Consider the following 16,536-nt stretch of genomic DNA (forward strand, 5'->3'; position numbering starts at 1 on the left):
GGCACACCCGGGGGCGATTGACGCCGCACGACGTGACGGTGGTATCCTGACCCCGTTCACGGCCCCGGCTGGGGCCGATTTTTCATATTCCGGCTGGCCAGGCCAGCTTTCTCCGCCGACCGGCGACCCGCCGGCGGCGTCGCAGACCAAGGAGGCACCATGACCGACTCCAACAACCCGTGGCTCACGCAGGAGTCCTACGACAAGCTGAAGGCCGAGCTGGACGCCCTGTACGAGAACCGCCCCGTCATCGCCGCCGAAATCAACGAGCGCCGCGAAGAGGGCGACCTGAAGGAAAACGCCGGCTACGACGCCGCCCGCGAGCAGCAGGGCCAGGAGGAGGCGCGCATCCGCTACCTCGAGGACCTGCTGCAGCGCGCCACCGTCGGCGAAACCCCGCAGGAGTCCGGCGTCGCGCTGGTCGGCACCGTCGTGCACGTCTACTACGACGGCGACGAGGACGACAAGGAGACCTTCCTCATCGGCACCCGCGGCGCGGACTCGTCGAACCCGAACCTGGAGACCTACTCCACCGACTCGCCGCTGGGCAGCGCCCTGGTCGGCGCGAAGGAGGGCGAGACCCGCACCTACAAGTCCCCGACGGGCGACGAGGTCCAGGTCACCCTGATCAAGGCCGAGCCGTACGACCCCGAGTTCCAGGACTAGTTCCGGCTTCACGGCATGCGAAAGGGCCCCGGTTTTCACCGGGGCCCTTCGCCGTGTCTGTCGTCGCTTACCTCGTCGCTTTAATCGTTGCTTTACGACGAGCCCGCCGCCGACGCCCAGCGGCGTGCCGGACGGAGGCGGCGGGTGGGTGCGCTCCCTGAAGCGGCCAGTCCCTGAAGCGGCTAGTCCCTGAAGTAGGACAGCAGGCGCAGGATCTCGACGTAGAGCCAGACCAGGGTGACCGCAAGGCCGAGCGCGACGCCCCAGGCGTAGTTGGCGGGCGCGCCGGCGCGGACCAGCTTGTCGGCCTGATCGAAGTCGAGCAGGAAGCTGAACGCCGCCAGGCCGATGCACACCAGCGAGAAGATGATGGCGATCGGGCCGCCGTCGCGCAGCGGGGAGCCGATGCCGAACACGGCCAGCAGCAGGTTGCCGACGGCCAGGATCAGCACGCCGATGAGGGCGGCGGTCATGAAGCGGGTGAACTTCGGGGTCACGCGGATGGCGCCCGACTTGTAGACCCACAGCATGCCGGCGAACACGCCGATGGTGGCGATGACGGCCTGGGAAATCAGACCGAAGCCGGAGGTGCCCGCGACGTCGAACCCGGCGAACATGAAGCTCACGCCACCGACGAACAGACCCTCGAATGCCGCGTAGGTCAGGGTGACCGGGGCGGAGCCGTACTTCTTGCCGAAGGTGGACACCAGCACCGTCACCAGACCGCCGATGGCGCCGACGATGGTGAGGATCATCGACAGCCCCAGGCTGACGTACGCCGCGATGGCGAAGTTGACCGCCGCCAGCGCGACGATGACGGCCAGGGTGATGCCGGTCTTCGACACCACGTCGTCCACCGTCATCGGGCGGGCATCCTGCGCCTGCTGCGAGGCGCCGTACTGGCCCTGGGCGAACGGGTCCTGGCCGTACTGCTGCTGCCCGTAGTGGTGGGCGCCGGCCTGGCCCCGGGCGACGGTCTTGGTGAGCGAGCTGAATGCGGGGTTACTGCTTTCGCGCACGTCGTCCTTCCTTCCGGCCTTCTTAGGGGCCGATCATTAGTTGTCTTACGACACGTATAACGGTCGAACCTCCCCGATTGTTCCCGAACGGACGCATCTTCGCAGCCGGAAAATCCCGGCCGAACCCGCTCCCCGGCGGGGTACGATCGGGATGAGAACGGAAAAGACGACGCGGAGGACGACATGGCCGGCGACTACGATCCCGACACCACCGGAGATTTCGACGAGAACACCCTCGACGGTTCCGAGGGACTCGACGCCGACCTCATGACCGGCGACGGCGAGAACTACGTCATGACCCCGCCGGACCGCTGGCGCGGCGCCGAACCCCACGACACCCTCGACCGCCGGCTCGCCGAGGAAAAGCCCGACATCGACCCGGACGACGACCCCGACGCGGATCCGGAACTGCGCTACGGCGACGTCGACGGCCACGAACCCTTCGAGTTCGGCGAGCGCGGCAACCGCGACCCCGACCGCAGCCGGCGACTCGGTTACACCGACAACTGACGGCGGATCGTCGTCACGCGAAACGGCCCCGGGCCCGGCCCCGTTGCGTATCATTTCACCCATGAACGCGACCACGACCGACACCGACCGCGCCACCGGCGCGCAGGACATCCGCAATCCCCTGACGCCCGACGTCGTCGAACGGCTGCTCAAGCGCGCATCCGTCGCGGGCTCGGAAACCCGCACCATCACCTCCCCCTTCACCGGCGAGCCCCTGGCCGCGTGCCCGTCGGCGATGCCGCCGACGTCGAGCGCGCCTTCGAACGCGCCCGCTTCGCGCAGGCCGCCTGGGCCCGCATCCCCGTCACCTCGCGCCGCGAGGTCCTCCACCGCTTCCACGACCTGGTGCTCACCCACCAGGACCAGCTGATGGACATCGTGCAGGCCGAGACCGGCAAGAACCGCGCCTCCGCCTTCGAGGAAGTGCTGCACGTCGCCATCACCGCCCGCTATTACGGCAACCAGGCCGAGGCGCTGCTCAAGCCCGCCAAGGCCCACGGCGCCCTGCCCGTGCTGTCCGACACCACCGTCCACCACCACCCCAAGGGCGTCGTCGGCGTGATCAGCCCGTGGAACTACCCCCTGACCCTGGCGATCTCCGACGCCGTCGCCGCGATCATGGCGGGCAACGCCATCGTGCTCAAGCCGGACTCCACCACCCCGTTCTCGGCGCTGGTGGCCGTCGACATGCTGTACCGCGCCGGCCTGCCCGAGGACATCGTCCAGGTCGTGCCCGGCCCCGGCTCCGTCGTCGGCCAGGCGATCGTCGCCAACGCCGACTACCTGATGTTCACCGGCTCCTCCGCCACCGGCAAGGCGCTGGCCCAGCAGTGCGGCGAGCGACTGATCGGTTTTTCGGCGGAGCTGGGCGGCAAGAACCCGCTGATCGTCGCCGAGGACGCCAACGTCAAGGCCGCCGTCGAGGGCACCCGCATCGCCAGCTTCACCAACTCCGGCCACCTGTGCGTTTCCATCGAGCGCATCTACGTCGCCGACGCGGTGTGGGATGAGTTCGTGCCCGCCTTCGCCGACCGCACCAAGGCCATGAGCCTGGGCCCCGGTTACGGCTGGGACGTCGAGATGGGGTCGCTGCAGTCGCAAGGCCAGTTCGACATCGTGCAGAAGATGGTCCACGACGCCGTCGAGGCCGGTGCCACGGTGCTCGCCGGCGGCCGCGCCCGCCCGGATCTCGGCCCCCTGTTCTACGAGCCGACGGTGCTCACCGACGTCCCCGAGGGCGTCGAGCTGCTCACCGAGGAGGTCTTCGGCCCGGTCGTGGTGGTCCAGCGCGTCGCCGACGTCGACGAGGCCATCCGCCGCGCCAACGATTCCCGCTACGGCCTCAACGCCTCGCTGTGGTGCTCGCCGTCGCGCGCCAAGGAGCTGGCACCGAAGATTCAGGCGGGATCCGTCAACGTCAACGACGGTTTCGCCGCCACCTTCGCCTCCGTCGACGCGCCGATGGGCGGTTTCAAGGAGTCCGGCGTCGGCCGTCGCCAGGCTGCCGAGGGTCTGCTGAAGTACACCGACGCGCAGACGGTCACCGTCCAGCGGTTGTCGCCGATCGCGCTGCCGATGCTGGAGCGCGAGACCTACGCGAAGGTGTTCACCACCGCCCTGAAGCTGGGCAAGAAGTTCGGCATCCTGCCGTAAACCTGCGGCGCCGCAGTCCTTCGGCGGCTGCTTCGGGCGCGGCAACCTTGGGGCTGCGGGCGCGTCGCGGTTGCGGCGGTGGTGGTCGGAAAGTACTGCCACCGCCGCACAAAACACCAGGTCGGGCTTTTTCGACGCTCGGGAATGTCGACTTTCCGACGGTTCTCCGACCAGCTCCCCCGCCTCGGCCATTTTTCCCGGGCCTTTCGGCCAAGATGGTCACCCCATCCGCTGCCCCCGGCGAGACTCGAACTCGCAACTCGCGGATTTTAAGTCCGCTGCCTCTGCCAATTGGGCCACGGGGGCTTGACGACGACCCACGCACCACGCGAGACGTCGTAAAGCAAAAAGAGGCGTAGGCACCCACCAACCGCAACGGCAGGGGCGGCGGTGGTCGGAAAGTACTGCCACCGCCGCACAAAACACCAGGTCGGGCTTTTTCGACGCTCCGGAATGTCGACTTTCCGACGGTTCTCCGACGAGTCCCCCGCCTCGGCCGACTTTCCCGGGCCATTCGACCCTTTCAGCCGACGTGCCTGCGCCCCTCGGCCGACTTTCCCGGGCCTTTCAACCGAGAAGACCACCCCATCCGGTGCCCCCGGCGAGACTCGAACTCGCAACTCGCGGATTTTAAGTCCGCTGCCTCTGCCAATTGGGCTACGGGGGCTTGACGACGTCCCACGACCAGCTCGGGCCGTCGCAAAGCAAAAATAAGGGGTGGGCGCCCGCCGACCGCCACGTCGGCGGGCCCCCGCCCGCGATCACTCCTGCGCGCGGGCCAGCTTCTCGTCGACCAAGCCGGCGACGATGCCGTCGAGGATATCCTTCTCGCTGACGTGGAACTCCAGGGGCACCGCATCCCCGCGGGCCCCCTTCTCCTTCGCCGCGGCGTTGACCGCCTCGAACATGTCCATCAAACCGTCGATGACCATGACCCCGCCGGCGAAAACATCGGCGCGGCCCGGATGCATGACCGGATTTTCCGCCAACGTCCGACGATCGGTGGCCAACACCGACTGATTCAGCGACCGCAGCGCATTGAAACGCAACGTCGACAAGTGAATCGCCGACGGATCGTATGTCTCCAGGCCCTGCGCCAACGCCGACAACGTCGTGTACGTGCCCGCACAGCCCACGATCGTGCGCGCCCCCGCCACCGGCACCTCCGCCAGCACCCGCTCAACTTGGCTGGCGACGTAATCATGCGCCCGCTGCACCTGCTCCGGCGTCGGCGGGGAATCGACGAGGAAACGTTCCGTCAGGCGCACGCTGCCCATCGGCACCGACACCGCGGCATGCACCGTGCCGTCGTAATCGCCGACGACGACCTCCGTCGAACCGCCGCCGACATCGATGACGCAAAACGGCCCCTCCTCCGGGTGGAAATCGTCGACCGCACCGCGAAACGACAGCGCAGCTTCCTCGTCACCGGAAATGACCTGCGCCTCCACGCCCCAATCGGCGAGGATCTCGCGGGTCATGGAGAAAAAATCGTCGCGGTTCGACGCATCGCGCGACGCCGACGTCGCCACCATCCGCACCGCCTCCACGCGCTCGACGCGCATGAGCTCCGCGAAACCGGTCAGCGCCTCGCGAACGCGCTGCAAGGCGGCGTCGGCCAGACGACCCGTCGCGTCAACGCCCTCGCCCAAACGCACGATCTCCATCACGCGATGCAGCTCGGTGAGCTCCAGCACGCCATCGTCGCCGCGGCGGACGTCGGTGATGAGCAGGCGAATCGAATTCGTGCCGCAATCCACGGCCCCGAAGCGGGTCATCCGTCGCTCCTCTCGATGCCGAGGTCGGCGCACGTCGGCCAGTCCGCCGGAATCGCCGTGCCGCGCAGGCCCGTGCCCTCGGCGGCCAACGCCACCGCCTCAGTGCCCAAGCGGAAATGGTCCGGCCCCTCGGCCAGCGCATAGGCGATGAGCACGTGCAGGCACTTCACCCGATCCGGCATGCCGCCGCCCGAAAAATCGGTGCCCAAATCCTCGATGGCGTTGCGCTCGCGCAGGTAGTGCTCGTGGGCGGCGCGGTAATCCGCGGCCAGCTCCTCGTCCTCCAGCAAACGCGCCGACATGTCCCGCATGACGCCGGCGACCTCGAGGCGCGACGCCTCGGCCGTCAGCCTCGGATCCGTCAGGTAGTGCAGCGTCGGAAACGGGGTGCCGTCGTCCAGGCGCGGGGCCGTCTTGACGACGCCGGGCGCGCCGTCCGGGCAGCGGTAGGAGATCTCCAGAACGCCTCGCGGGGCGCGGCCGAGCTGAACGGCCACGGCCTCCAGGTCTGCGGGGTCTACGGTCACGGCGATCCTCCTGTCCCCGCCGGCGGGCGGCCGGGGTGATTCACGGGCTTGTCATAAAACTCTTGCCGTACGACGACGGCGGCGGCCACGCCCCGAAAAAAGGCACCGGCCGGGTGGCAACCTTACCGGCATCGGGACCCATTATTCGACGTGGGGCTCCGCCTCCGGCCCGGGTTCCGGCTCCGGTTCGGGGACGGTCGGCAACCGATCCGGGCGGGTCGCCTCGTCGCGGGCCGGGTTGGCGGGCTTCTCCTCCTCCGGCGGCAGCGACACCGAATCCCACAGCTGCTCGTACCAGGGCTTCGCCGGCGCGGCTTCCTCGCCGACCGGGTCCTCCCCCGAAACCGCGCCGAGGGCGGGGTCGATGATGCGGAACGGGGTCTCCCCCTCCTCCACCAGGCCGAGCCGAATGCGGGCCTGCTCCTTGATGTAGGCGGGGTCGGAGAAACGCTCCTTCTCCGCCTGCAGCTCGCGGGTACGCTCCTCCATCCGGGCGATGTTCTCCCGGGTCTCCGCCAGTTCGGCGCGTTGTTCGGCGAACGTCCGCAGCGGCATGGCCAGCGTGAGCACCAGGAACACCAGCAGCGCGGCCATCGTCAGCGTCTGGCCGGTCGTCAGCGACCCCAGGCCGCCGCCCGCCCGCCGATTCGACGCGGGCGCGGCGGTCGTCCCCCGCCCTCGGCGGCCTCGCGCTGTTGTACCCATGCCCGGAATCATACCCGCCGGGCCATGCCGAAAGGGGCCGGGTCGATGAACGACCCGGCCCCTTTTTCTCGGCCGACCTCCGGCTCACCCCGCCCGCCCGTCATCGGGCCGGGGCGGGGCGCCGCAGTCGCCTACTTATCGTCGCCTACTTCTTGAAGCGCGGGAACGCGGAGCGGCCGGCGTAGACCGCGGCGTCGCCGAGCTGCTGCTCGATGCGCAGCAGGCGGTTGTACTTGGCCACGCGCTCGGAGCGGGCCGGGGCACCGGTCTTGATCTGGCCGCAGTTCAGGGCGACGGCCAGGTCGGCGATGGTGGTGTCCTCGGTCTCGCCGGAGCGGTGCGACATCATCGACTTGTAGCCGTTGTTGTGCGCGACGGCGACGGCCTCGAAGGTCTCCGACAGGGTGCCGATCTGGTTGACCTTGACCAGCAGGGCGTTGGCGGCGTTCTTCTCGATGCCCTCGGCCAGGCGGGCCGGGTTGGTGACGAAGAAGTCGTCGCCGACCAGCTGGACCTTGTCGCCGATCTGCTTGGTCAGCTCGACCCAGCCGTCCCAGTCGTTCTCGTCCAGCGGGTCCTCGATGGAGACGATGGCGTACTCCTCGACGAGCTCGCCGTAGACCTTGGCCATCTCCTCGGCGGTGTGCTTGCCGCCCTCGAAGTTGTAGACGCCGTCCTCGTAGAACTCCGACGACGCCACGTCGAGCGCCAGGGCGACGTCCTCGCCCAGCTTGTAGCCGGCGGCCTCGATGGCCTCGTTGATCAGGTCCAGGGCGGCGCGGGTGGAGTCGACGGAGGGGGCGAAGCCGCCTTCGTCGCCCAGGCCGGTGGACAGGCCCTTGTCCTTGATGACCTTCTTCAGCGAGTGGTAGACCTCGGCGCCGACGCGCAGGGCCTCGGAGAAGGTCTCGGCGCCGATCGGGGCGATCATGAACTCCTGGACGTCGACGCCGGAGTCGGCGTGGGCGCCGCCGTTGAGGATGTTCATCATCGGAACGGGCAGGACGTGGCCGTTGGGGCCGCCCACGTACTGGTACAGCTCCAGGCCGGCGGACTGGGCGGCGGCGTCGGCGACGGCCATGGACACGCCGAGGATGGCGTTGGCGCCGAGCTTCTTCTTGTTGGGGGTGCCGTCCAGGTCGATCATCAGCTTGTCGATCTTGCGCTGGTCGTCGGCGAACTCGCCGAGCAGCTCGTCCTGGATGGCCTCGAGGACGTTTTCGACGGCCTTCTGGCAGCCCTTGCCGAGGTAACGGTCGCCGCCATCGCGCAGCTCGTAGGCCTCGTGCTCGCCGGTGGAGGCGCCGGAGGGCACCATGGCGCGGCCGATCGAGCCGTCTTCCAGTGCGACCTCGACCTCGACGGTCGGGTTTCCGCGGGAGTCCAGGATTTCGAGCGCGTTCAGTCCGATGATGGGGGCAGCCATATGTCACCTTTCCGCCGGAACCCTTCCGGCCACATGCTTCCGATTGTGGCACGTTTGCGCGGATCGCGCCGCTACGGGAACCCCGGTTTCGAACCCCGATGGGGGGCGGCTTGACGACGACGCCCGCCGGGCGGCCCGAACGGCCGTCAGGCGGGTTGGTTCAGGGCGTAGTTCGCCGCGGCGTCGCGGACGTCTCGGACGTATTCGTCGGACTGGTTGTACGACCGGATCGCCGACGTCCATCCTTCGGCGGTGGCCAGGTCGCGTCCGCCGGAGCACAGCAAACGCGCCGCGGATGCCGCCGCGTCGTCGATGTGGTGGGGGTCGGCGACCCCGTCGCCGCTGGCGTCGACGCCGTAGCGGTGCCACGTCTCGGGGATGAACTGCATCGGTCCCACGGCCCGGTCGAACTCCGGATCACCGTCGAGGGCGCCGCCGTCGGTGTCCTGGATTTCGGCGAACCCGGGGGACCCGTCCAGGGGCACTCCGATGATCGGCGGGCGCACGACGCCGTCGTCTTCGATCGCCGCCGGCTTCATCCAGTTGCCGGTGTAGGTGCCGTGGCGGGTCTCCACCTGTCCCAGACCGGCCAGGGTGTTCCACGTCAGGTGGCATTCCGGCCAGGACTCGGCGGCGATGACTTCGGCGTTGCCGTAGGCGCGCACGGCGGCTGCGGGAATGCGGGTGGCCTCGGCGATGGGCTGCGCCCACTGGGTCAAATGATCGGAGCTGCGGCCGGGGGCGTGGACGTCGATGCGCGGTGCGGGCTCCGCCGCCGCCGGCGGGACGTTGTCCGGGATCGGCTGTTTGGAAAACGGCGCCTCCACCGGCCCGACGAACATCGTCATCGCCCCGACCATCGCGATGATCGCCAACACGGCGACCGTCGTAAAGCCAAGGCAACCGCACCCCGAATTGCGGCGCCGCCCCTTCTTCCCGGACCTGCCCCGGGCGTCACCGGACCACGACGGCACGTCGCGGCGCTTGCCACGTCGGCCGCCGCCACGGGAATCAGCGAAGTCGGACACGGGTGCCCATCCTACGGATCAGGCGGCCCGACGGGGAAAGGCCGTCACCGCATCGTGTCGACGGGCACCGACCAATCGCCGGTCGAGTCCGGACCGTCCGGGTAGTCCTCCGGGTACTCGTCCCCGGCGACGGGCTCGGCATGGTCGGCCGTGGCCTCCGCGTCGGCGGTCGGCTCCGGCTGACCCAGCGAATCGAGGTGGGCCAGGAACTCGCGCGCGACGAAACGGGTGCGGGCCTCGCAGCCCGACTCCAACTCCAGGCCCGGGGTCGGGCACATCAGCTCGACGGGGATGTCCGAATCCGACAGGCCGAGCTGCCGGGCGCGGCGGATGGCCTCCTCCGCCAGCGACAGCGCCGGCAGGTACTCGGCGGGCTGCGACCGCGGGCCTCCGCGACCGGCGGCCCACGCGGCCTCCTGCTCCTCCACCGGCATCAGCTCCGCGCCCTCGCCGATGTCGCGCGAACCGTCGAAAAGGTACGGCTTGCGCGAACGCATCTTGTCCACGAACGCCCCGGCGACGTCTTCGATGTCGAAGTCGTCGGCCACCTCCGCCTGGAACAGCACCTGCAGCAGCAGATCCGACAGCTCGCCGCGGATGTCGCCGCCCTCGTTGACGGCGTCGATGAACTCGAACGCCTCCTCGATCAGGTACGGCAGCAGGCTCGCGTGGGTCTGGCCGACCTCCCACTCCCCCGTACGGCGGGCGGCGGCCATCACGTCGATGGCCTCGGCCATCCGCGGGAAACGCTCGGCGTCTCCGGCCCCGAAGGCAGCGGTGCCGGACGACGGGTCGTCGTCAAGCGTCGAGGCGGACGCCTGCGAGGAGCCCTGCGGGGAACCCTCCGATGCGGCCCCGGCAGACTTCGCGTCCTCGGACCCTTCGGCGTTCTCTGCATCCGCTGCAACCGTCGCAGCCTCCGTGCCCTCGGACGCAGCCGGCGTCGACGACGGTGCCGGGGCGGCGACGGCGGCGGGCGACGGGGCCTCGTCGAGACCGACGCCGTACACCTTCTCCCCCGCGGCGATGCGATCAACCACCTCGTCGTTGTCGACGTCAGTGGTCACCAGCACCTCCGCCTCCGAGACGGAACGCCCGCCGGCGTCGGCGATCGCCCACCGGATGCGGATCGACACCTCTTCGGTGTAGGCCACCTCCCCCGTCAGCAGATTCGCCGCCTCCAGGGGAATTGCGGTGGGAAACCGCGGGTCCAACACGATGATGGTCATTTCCGATCCTTTCCGCCGTGAGCGCCGCCGACGATGTCCATGACGGGAATTCCCGCCATGCCGGTCAGGAAATCCGCGACCCACTGAACGAGCGCGACATCACGCACCGGCTTGGCTCGCAGGCCCTTCCCTTCCTTCGGAACGGCCACGGAAACGGTCCGCGATGCGGCCCGATACGTCGATTGCGGATGCAGGCGCTTCAAACGCACCTGCTTCGAATCGGCGAGCTCCATGGGCCCGATCTTAATGTGCGAACCCGTCGCCTGAACTTCATGCACGCCGAATTCGCGGCAAATGATGCGCAATCGGGAAATCGCCGCGAGCCGCTGCACCTCCACCGGAGGTTCCCCGTACCGGTCCGACAACTCGTCCAGGACGACGTCGACGTCCTCCAGGGCCTGCGCCGACGCGAACTTCCTGTACGCCTCCAGGCGCAGCCGCTCCGAATCGACGTAGGACGCCGGGATATTCGCGTCGACGGGCAAATCGATGCGGATCTCCTTCGGTTCCTGCACCGACGCGTCGGGCGTTTCGCCGTCGGCGACCGCCTTCAACGCGGCGACCGCCTCGCCGACCAATCTGACGTACATGTCGAAACCGACGCCGGAAATGTGGCCGGACTGTTCCGCGCCGAGCACGTTTCCCGCGCCGCGCATTTCCAGGTCCTTCATCGCCACGGCCATTCCCGCGCCGAGATCATTGTTCTGCGCGATGGTGGACAGCCGATCGTAGGACGTTTCCGTCAAAGTCTGGTCCGCCGGATACAGGAAATAGGCGTAGGCGCGTTCGCGGGAACGGCCCACCCGGCCGCGCAGCTGGTGCAGCTGCGACAGGCCCATGTGGTGGGCGTTTTCCACGATCAGCGTGTTGGCGTTGGCGATGTCCAGGCCGGTTTCCACGATCGTCGTGCACACCAGCACGTCGAACTCGCGGTCCCAGAACCCCTGGACGGTGCGTTCGAGCATGTCCTCGCCCATCTGGCCGTGGGCGACGACGACGCGGGCCTCCGGCACCAGGTCGCGGACCTTCTGCGCGGCCTTGTCGATGGTGCTGACCTTGTTGTGCAGGTAGAACACCTGGCCGTCGCGCAGCAGCTCGCGGCGAATGGCCGCGGCGATCTGCTTGTCCGACTGCGCGCCGACGTACGTCAACACGGGATGGCGGTCCTCCGGCGGGGTGAGGATCTGGCTCATCTCGCGGATGCCGGCCATCGACATTTCCAGGGTGCGCGGGATCGGCGTCGCCGACATCGTCAGCACGTCGACGTGGTTGCGCAGCGCCTTGATGTGCTCCTTGTGCTCGACGCCGAAGCGCTGCTCCTCGTCGACGATGACCAGGCCCAGCTCCTTCCACGTCACGCCGGTCTGCAGCAGGCGGTGGGTTCCGATGACGATGTCGACGGTGCCCTCGGCCAGCCCCGTGATGATCTCCTTCGCCTCGCGCGTCGACGTGAAGCGGCTCAGGCCGCGGATGGTCACGGGGAAGCCCTCCATGCGCTCGGAGAACGTCGCCAAGTGCTGCTGGGCAAGCAGCGTCGTGGGCACGAGCACCGCCACCTGCTTGCCGTCCTGCACCGCCTTGAACGCGGCGCGCAGGGCCACTTCGGTTTTGCCGTAGCCGACGTCGCCGATGAGCACGCGGTCCATCGGCGCGGGCTTCTCCATGTCGGCCTTGATCTCTGCGATGGCGGTGAGCTGGTCCTCGGTTTCGGCGAAGGGGAAGTTGTCCTCCATCTCCGCCTGCCACGGCGAGTCGGGGGCGAAGGCGTGGCCCGGCGCGGCCTGCCGCTCGGCGTAGAGCTTGACCAGTTCCTCGGCGATTTCGCGGACCGCGCCGCGGGCCTTGCGTTTGGTGCTCTTCCAGTCGGAGCCGCCCATCTTCGACAGGGTGGGTTTTTCGCCGCCGACGTAGCGGGTGAGCTGGTCGAGGCTTTCCATGGGCACGTAGAGCTGGTCGGGCGGCCCGCCGCGCTTGCCGGAGGCGTATTCCAGCACGACGTATTCGCGCCGCGCCATGTCATCGCCGGTGCCGATGGTGCGTTCGGTGAGTTTGACGAATCGCCCGATGCCGTGGGTGTCGTGCACGACGTAGTCGCCGGCGGTGAGGGCCAGCGGGTCGACGCGGTTGCGGCGTTTGGCGGGTTTACGGCGTCCGCCGCCGATGTCGGTGACCCGGTTGCCGGTGACGTCAGCTTCGGCGATGACGGTCAGTGCGCCGCCGTCGGTGCGCGGGAACACCAGGCCGCCGTGGCTGACGCCCTGGTAGACGGTGATCCGGCCGGGTTCGGGCTGTTCGGGGCCGGTGGCGATGCGGCAGGCGATGCCGGCCTCCCGGAACTTTTCTGCTTGACGACGAACGCCGGCCGGCGTGCCCGCCACATAGGCGACTCGTTGGCCGTCGACCGTGGCTTGACGCAGTTGGGCCATCATGGCGCCGATGGCCTTGAGGTCGCCGCGCGGTTCGGGGCCCGGCTCGTAGGTCAGGGGCAGGACGTCGTCTTCGGTGACGCCGCCGTCGAGCATGCCCGGCGGGGACATCGTCCACCAGGGGGCGCGGCGGACGTCGTCGATGTGTCGGTAGGCGCTGGCCTCCAGTCCGTCGGACGGGATCGGCGCGCCGCCGCCCATCGCCGCGGTTTCCCATGCGGCGGCCATGAACTCTTCGCCGGTGGTGATGAGGTCCGCGGCACGCGAGCGGATGCGTTCGGGCCCGCACAGCAGCGTGTGGGCGCCGTCGGGAAGCAGTTCCGTCAGCGGTACCAGCGGCCGGTCGGTGAGCAACGGGATGAGGGCCTCCATCCCGTCGACCCATTGTCCTTCCGAGATGCGCACGAGCATCTCCTGCACGTCACCGGAACGCTCGTTGGCGAGTTCCCCGGCGCGCGCCCGGACGTCGTCGTCGAGAAGCAGGGCCCGGCAGGCGTGGACGTCGACGGCGCCCAACGGTGCGGCGCCCTCCTCCTCGGAGATGGTGCGCTGGTCGCCGACGGAGAACAGGCGCAGTTCCGTGATCTCGTCGCCCCACAACTCCACGCGAACCGGGTTGTCGGCCGTGGCGGGGAACACGTCGACGATGCCGCCGCGCACCGCGAACTGGCCGCGGCGGCCGACCATGTCCACCCGTGAGTAGCCGTGGCTTTCGAGCTTTTCCGGCAGGTCCGGCACTTCCGCGTCGACGGCGAGGCGGATCGGTTCGGCTCCATCGTCGAGCACCGGCTGCACCAGGGACCGCACCGCCGCGACGACGACGCGGACCTTCCCCGACTTCATCCCGGCCAGCACCGCCCGGCGCGTGGCCACCGTGTCCACCGCCGGCGACAGCCGCTCGTGCGGCAGCGTCTCCCACGACGGGAACATCGCCGCGCCCTCGCCGACCATCGCACGCAACTCCGCGGTCAGATCCTCCGCCTCCCGGCCCGTGGCGGTCACCGCCAGCACGGGGGTTTTCGCCGCCAGCGCCGCGATGAGGTACGGGCGGACGCGGTCGTTGCCGGTCAGGTGCAGCTCCGGGTCGCCGAGATGCTTGACGACGCCGCGCAGCTGCGGTTCACCCGCCACCACCTGGGCCAGCCCCGACAACGGGGCGACCATCGGCACGGCCTTGGCGTTTTTGGTGTTGTTCACGGTCCTCGCGATCATCTGCTTTTTCGTGCGTGGGTCGGGTGGGCGGCGGGTCGGGTGCAGCCGTCAGCCACGGTCGTTGAGACGGCGGACCCGGTCGGCGGGATCGGCCTCGGCGCCCGCCCCGAGCACCGCGCCCTCTTCGGCGGCGGGGCCCTCGACGTCGCCGCGCAACACCGGGTGAGACTCCATGCCGGCCAGCCCGTTCCAGCACAGGTTCACGATGTGCGCCGCCACCGTCTCCCGGTCCATCGCCGGGCCCTCCCGCGACCCCGTGCGCTCGTCCAGCCACCACTGCGCCGTCTGCGACACCATGCCCACCAGCGCCTGCGAATACAACACGGCATGGGACTCGTCAAGCCCCGCACGGGCGAACGCGGCGCCCAAAATATGGGACACCCGGCCGGTGGCGTTGCCCAGCAACGTCGCCAAGCCCGACGTCGACGCGGGATCACGGGCGAGAATGGTGAACCCGTCCGTGTGCTCCTCCACGTACTCGAGCAAGCCGACCACCGCCCGCTCGATGCGGGCACGCGACCGGCCCTTCGAAATCGACTCGGCGATGACGCGCTCCAGACGCTCCATCTCCTCGGCCACCACCTCGCGGTACAGGCCGTCCTTCGTGCCGAAATGCTCGTACACCACCGGCTTCGACACCCCCGCCCGGGAAGCGATCTCCTCCATCGACGTGCCATCGAGGCCACGCTCGGCGAACGCCCCGCGGCCGACATCGAGAAGCTGCCTGCGACGTTCCGGCCCGCTCATGCGCCTGCGAACGTCGTTTCCCGGATTTCCCATGCCCCAGAGCCTATCGAAGCCGCGGCGGACCGCCCGACCACGGTCCGGCACCTCGATTGCGGGATACCGCATCGGAAGTTGCTAGTCTGATGCGCGGTGCACGCACGCGACGATCGCGAGCAGCCGACGATGGAGATCACCGACATCGTCCGCCTGGTCCACCCGATCGCCCCCGGGCAGCACCGGTCCCCCGTGGTGTAATGGCAACACTCCTGATTTTGGTTCAGGCATTTCAGGTTCGAGTCCTGGCGGGGGAGCCAGGCGACCACCCCCGCTGACCTGCTTCAATGCAGGCCAGCGGGGGTTTTCGGTTTTTCGGGCGGGGGTATCTTTACGCCTCTTTACGCCTGTTTCTGCGTCTTTGTGAGCCAAAAGTGAGCCAAAAATGAGCCACGGAATCGCGGCTGCCCACCGCTCCCCCGCGGTGATGAACGCGCCGCTCAAATGCGAAAACGGCCCCGACCGCTGCCCGTCAAAGGGGCGGCGGCCGGGGCCGTATCAGTGCGGTGACCGTGCGTCACGACGTGTCCGGAGGCTCGCGCGGGTACGGGCCACCGTCCGGGAACACAATGTGGACGACGTCGTCCGGGATCAACTCCAGCGACGGTGGCCGCGGCTGAAGGTGCAGGATCGTCCACTCCTCGCGAGCGCGGATATGACTGGCAAGGCGTCGGACGAGTTTCCACGCCTCGGCCCGCTCATCAGCCAACCGCGCCAGCTCTTTTCCCTGCCGGTCGATCTTCTCCGTCGCCTCGTCGGTGCGCCGGCGCTCGGCATCCAGGTCGCGGCGGGTTTCATCGCCCTTGCGGCGCTCCTCGTCGAGGTCCTTGCGGGTCTCGGTCAGGTCGTCACGAATCCGGGAGAGGTCCGTTCGCAGTTCGGTGGTCAGCGTCTGGAGCCCGGCAAGGTCGGCGTTTCGCTCTTCGAGGCGGATCTTCTCTCGCTCGAGCTCAAGCTTCTCCTCGTCGGCCACCCGCTGGAGTTTCAACTTTTCGTCGGCGTTGCGGGATTCCCGCCAGGCGCGCACCCATGCCGCGGCGGCGAGGACGACGCCGCCAACGCCGGCGGCGATGCCGCCCGGCCCGAACCACAGCTCGACGCCGGGCATTTAGTTCTCCAGGCGGTGCTCACCCACGTAGGACGCATCGCCGATGGTGGTCGTCGCCGCAGCAGTACCCAGACCCAGGGCCGGGGCGATGACCGCAAGCAGCGAGTCGATCTGCGCTTCAGTTCCCCAGCCGAGGTACACGCCGAGAACACCGACTGCGGCCGCGAGGCCGTAGCCGGCCTGCCGCACGGGCGAATCCGAGTGGACGATGGCGAACAGCAAGGTGATGGCGGCGGTGGCCACGCCGACGACGGCCGGGGTGGCGGTGTCGTCGAGGATGCCCCACGCCACCAAGGCCGTGACGACGGCGCCGGCGGTGGCGTACCAGGCGGCGCGGGCGCCGGCGGGGACAACGGAACGGATGAAATCGAGCATGTGTGCCTCCTTGTGGCATGAAAAATGACCACCCAGGGTGGGTGGCCGTTGGTTGTCAGTGCAGACCGTCAGTGCCGTCACTCCCTAGAGTGAG

13 protein-coding genes, 3 tRNA genes and 1 pseudogene are annotated in these 16,536 nt (G+C 68.9%); 4 read left to right on the plus strand and 13 right to left on the minus strand.

Annotated features, from left to right (window positions below):
* The first annotated feature begins 159 nt into the window (after positions 1–159).
* Complete coding sequence (gene greA, locus HMPREF3121_RS01065; RefSeq protein ID WP_070519187.1) at positions 160–666, plus strand: transcription elongation factor GreA; 507 nt, start codon at positions 160–162, stop codon at positions 664–666.
* Between the two features lie 182 nt (positions 667–848).
* Here the strand turns inward: greA and HMPREF3121_RS01070 are convergent, their stop codons facing one another.
* Positions 849–1,685 carry a Bax inhibitor-1/YccA family protein gene (locus tag HMPREF3121_RS01070; protein WP_070519189.1) on the minus strand — a complete coding sequence of 279 codons (837 nt, stop codon included), beginning with the start codon at positions 1,683–1,685 and terminating at the stop codon, positions 849–851.
* Positions 1,686–1,868: 183 nt separating this feature from the next.
* On the opposite strand from HMPREF3121_RS01070, the gene HMPREF3121_RS01075 reads away from it, so the two are divergent.
* Positions 1,869–2,195, plus strand: coding sequence for a hypothetical protein (locus HMPREF3121_RS01075; RefSeq protein WP_035123116.1), 327 nt, complete (start codon positions 1,869–1,871; stop codon positions 2,193–2,195).
* 61 nt (positions 2,196–2,256) lie between these two features.
* Positions 2,257–3,848: pseudogene (locus HMPREF3121_RS01080) on the plus strand (succinic semialdehyde dehydrogenase).
* Between the two features lie 232 nt (positions 3,849–4,080).
* On the opposite strand, the gene HMPREF3121_RS01085 reads toward HMPREF3121_RS01080, so the two are convergent.
* The 10 genes from HMPREF3121_RS01085 to HMPREF3121_RS01130 form a co-directional block, all read right to left on the minus strand.
* Positions 4,081–4,154: transfer RNA gene (locus HMPREF3121_RS01085), tRNA-Leu, on the minus strand.
* A 287-nt stretch (positions 4,155–4,441) separates the two neighbouring features.
* Positions 4,442–4,515: transfer RNA gene (locus tag HMPREF3121_RS01090), tRNA-Leu, on the minus strand.
* Positions 4,516–4,609: 94 nt separating this feature from the next.
* Entirely contained in the window at positions 4,610–5,626 is a 1,017-nt protein-coding gene (locus HMPREF3121_RS01095; RefSeq protein ID WP_070519191.1) for a Ppx/GppA phosphatase family protein, read from the minus strand.
* Positions 5,623–6,153 (minus strand): DUF501 domain-containing protein, encoded by a 531-nt coding sequence (locus HMPREF3121_RS01100; RefSeq protein WP_035123119.1) that lies wholly within the window; start codon positions 6,151–6,153, stop codon positions 5,623–5,625. The genes HMPREF3121_RS01095 and HMPREF3121_RS01100 overlap by 4 nt, the downstream gene beginning before the upstream one ends.
* 141 nt (positions 6,154–6,294) lie before the next feature.
* Positions 6,295–6,858 (minus strand): FtsB family cell division protein, encoded by a 564-nt coding sequence (locus tag HMPREF3121_RS01105; protein ID WP_070519256.1) that lies wholly within the window; start codon positions 6,856–6,858, stop codon positions 6,295–6,297.
* A 145-nt stretch (positions 6,859–7,003) separates the two neighbouring features.
* Positions 7,004–8,284, minus strand: coding sequence for a phosphopyruvate hydratase (eno, locus tag HMPREF3121_RS01110; protein WP_070519192.1), 1,281 nt, complete (start codon positions 8,282–8,284; stop codon positions 7,004–7,006).
* Positions 8,285–8,430: 146 nt separating this feature from the next.
* Positions 8,431–9,132 carry a lytic transglycosylase domain-containing protein gene (locus HMPREF3121_RS01115; protein WP_371327301.1) on the minus strand — a complete coding sequence of 234 codons (702 nt, stop codon included), beginning with the start codon at positions 9,130–9,132 and terminating at the stop codon, positions 8,431–8,433.
* A gap of 224 nt (positions 9,133–9,356) precedes the next feature.
* The gene (locus tag HMPREF3121_RS01120) at positions 9,357–10,541 is read right to left on the minus strand and encodes a MazG nucleotide pyrophosphohydrolase domain-containing protein (protein ID WP_070519194.1); all 1,185 of its coding nucleotides are present in this window, start codon (positions 10,539–10,541) and stop codon (positions 9,357–9,359) included.
* Positions 10,538–14,179: a transcription-repair coupling factor gene (gene mfd, locus HMPREF3121_RS01125; RefSeq protein WP_070519196.1), complete on the minus strand. Its 3,642-nt coding sequence runs from the start codon at positions 14,177–14,179 to the stop codon at positions 10,538–10,540. The genes HMPREF3121_RS01120 and mfd overlap by 4 nt, the downstream gene beginning before the upstream one ends.
* 48 nt (positions 14,180–14,227) lie before the next feature.
* Positions 14,228–14,959 (minus strand): TetR/AcrR family transcriptional regulator, encoded by a 732-nt coding sequence (locus tag HMPREF3121_RS01130; protein ID WP_244979497.1) that lies wholly within the window; start codon positions 14,957–14,959, stop codon positions 14,228–14,230.
* A 186-nt stretch (positions 14,960–15,145) separates the two neighbouring features.
* Between HMPREF3121_RS01130 and HMPREF3121_RS01135 the strand changes: the two genes are divergently transcribed.
* Positions 15,146–15,219 (plus strand) — tRNA-Gln (locus tag HMPREF3121_RS01135).
* Between the two features lie 257 nt (positions 15,220–15,476).
* Here HMPREF3121_RS01135 and HMPREF3121_RS01140 read toward each other — a convergent pair.
* Entirely contained in the window at positions 15,477–16,067 is a 591-nt protein-coding gene (locus tag HMPREF3121_RS01140; RefSeq protein ID WP_070519201.1) for a hypothetical protein, read from the minus strand.
* Positions 16,068–16,442 (minus strand): phage holin, encoded by a 375-nt coding sequence (locus HMPREF3121_RS01145; protein WP_070519202.1) that lies wholly within the window; start codon positions 16,440–16,442, stop codon positions 16,068–16,070.
* Between the last annotated feature and the right edge of the window lie 94 nt (positions 16,443–16,536).

Origin of the sequence: Corynebacterium sp. HMSC11E11 (assembly GCF_001807025.1) — a bacterium.
GTDB classification, from domain to species: domain Bacteria; phylum Actinomycetota; class Actinomycetes; order Mycobacteriales; family Mycobacteriaceae; genus Corynebacterium; species Corynebacterium freneyi.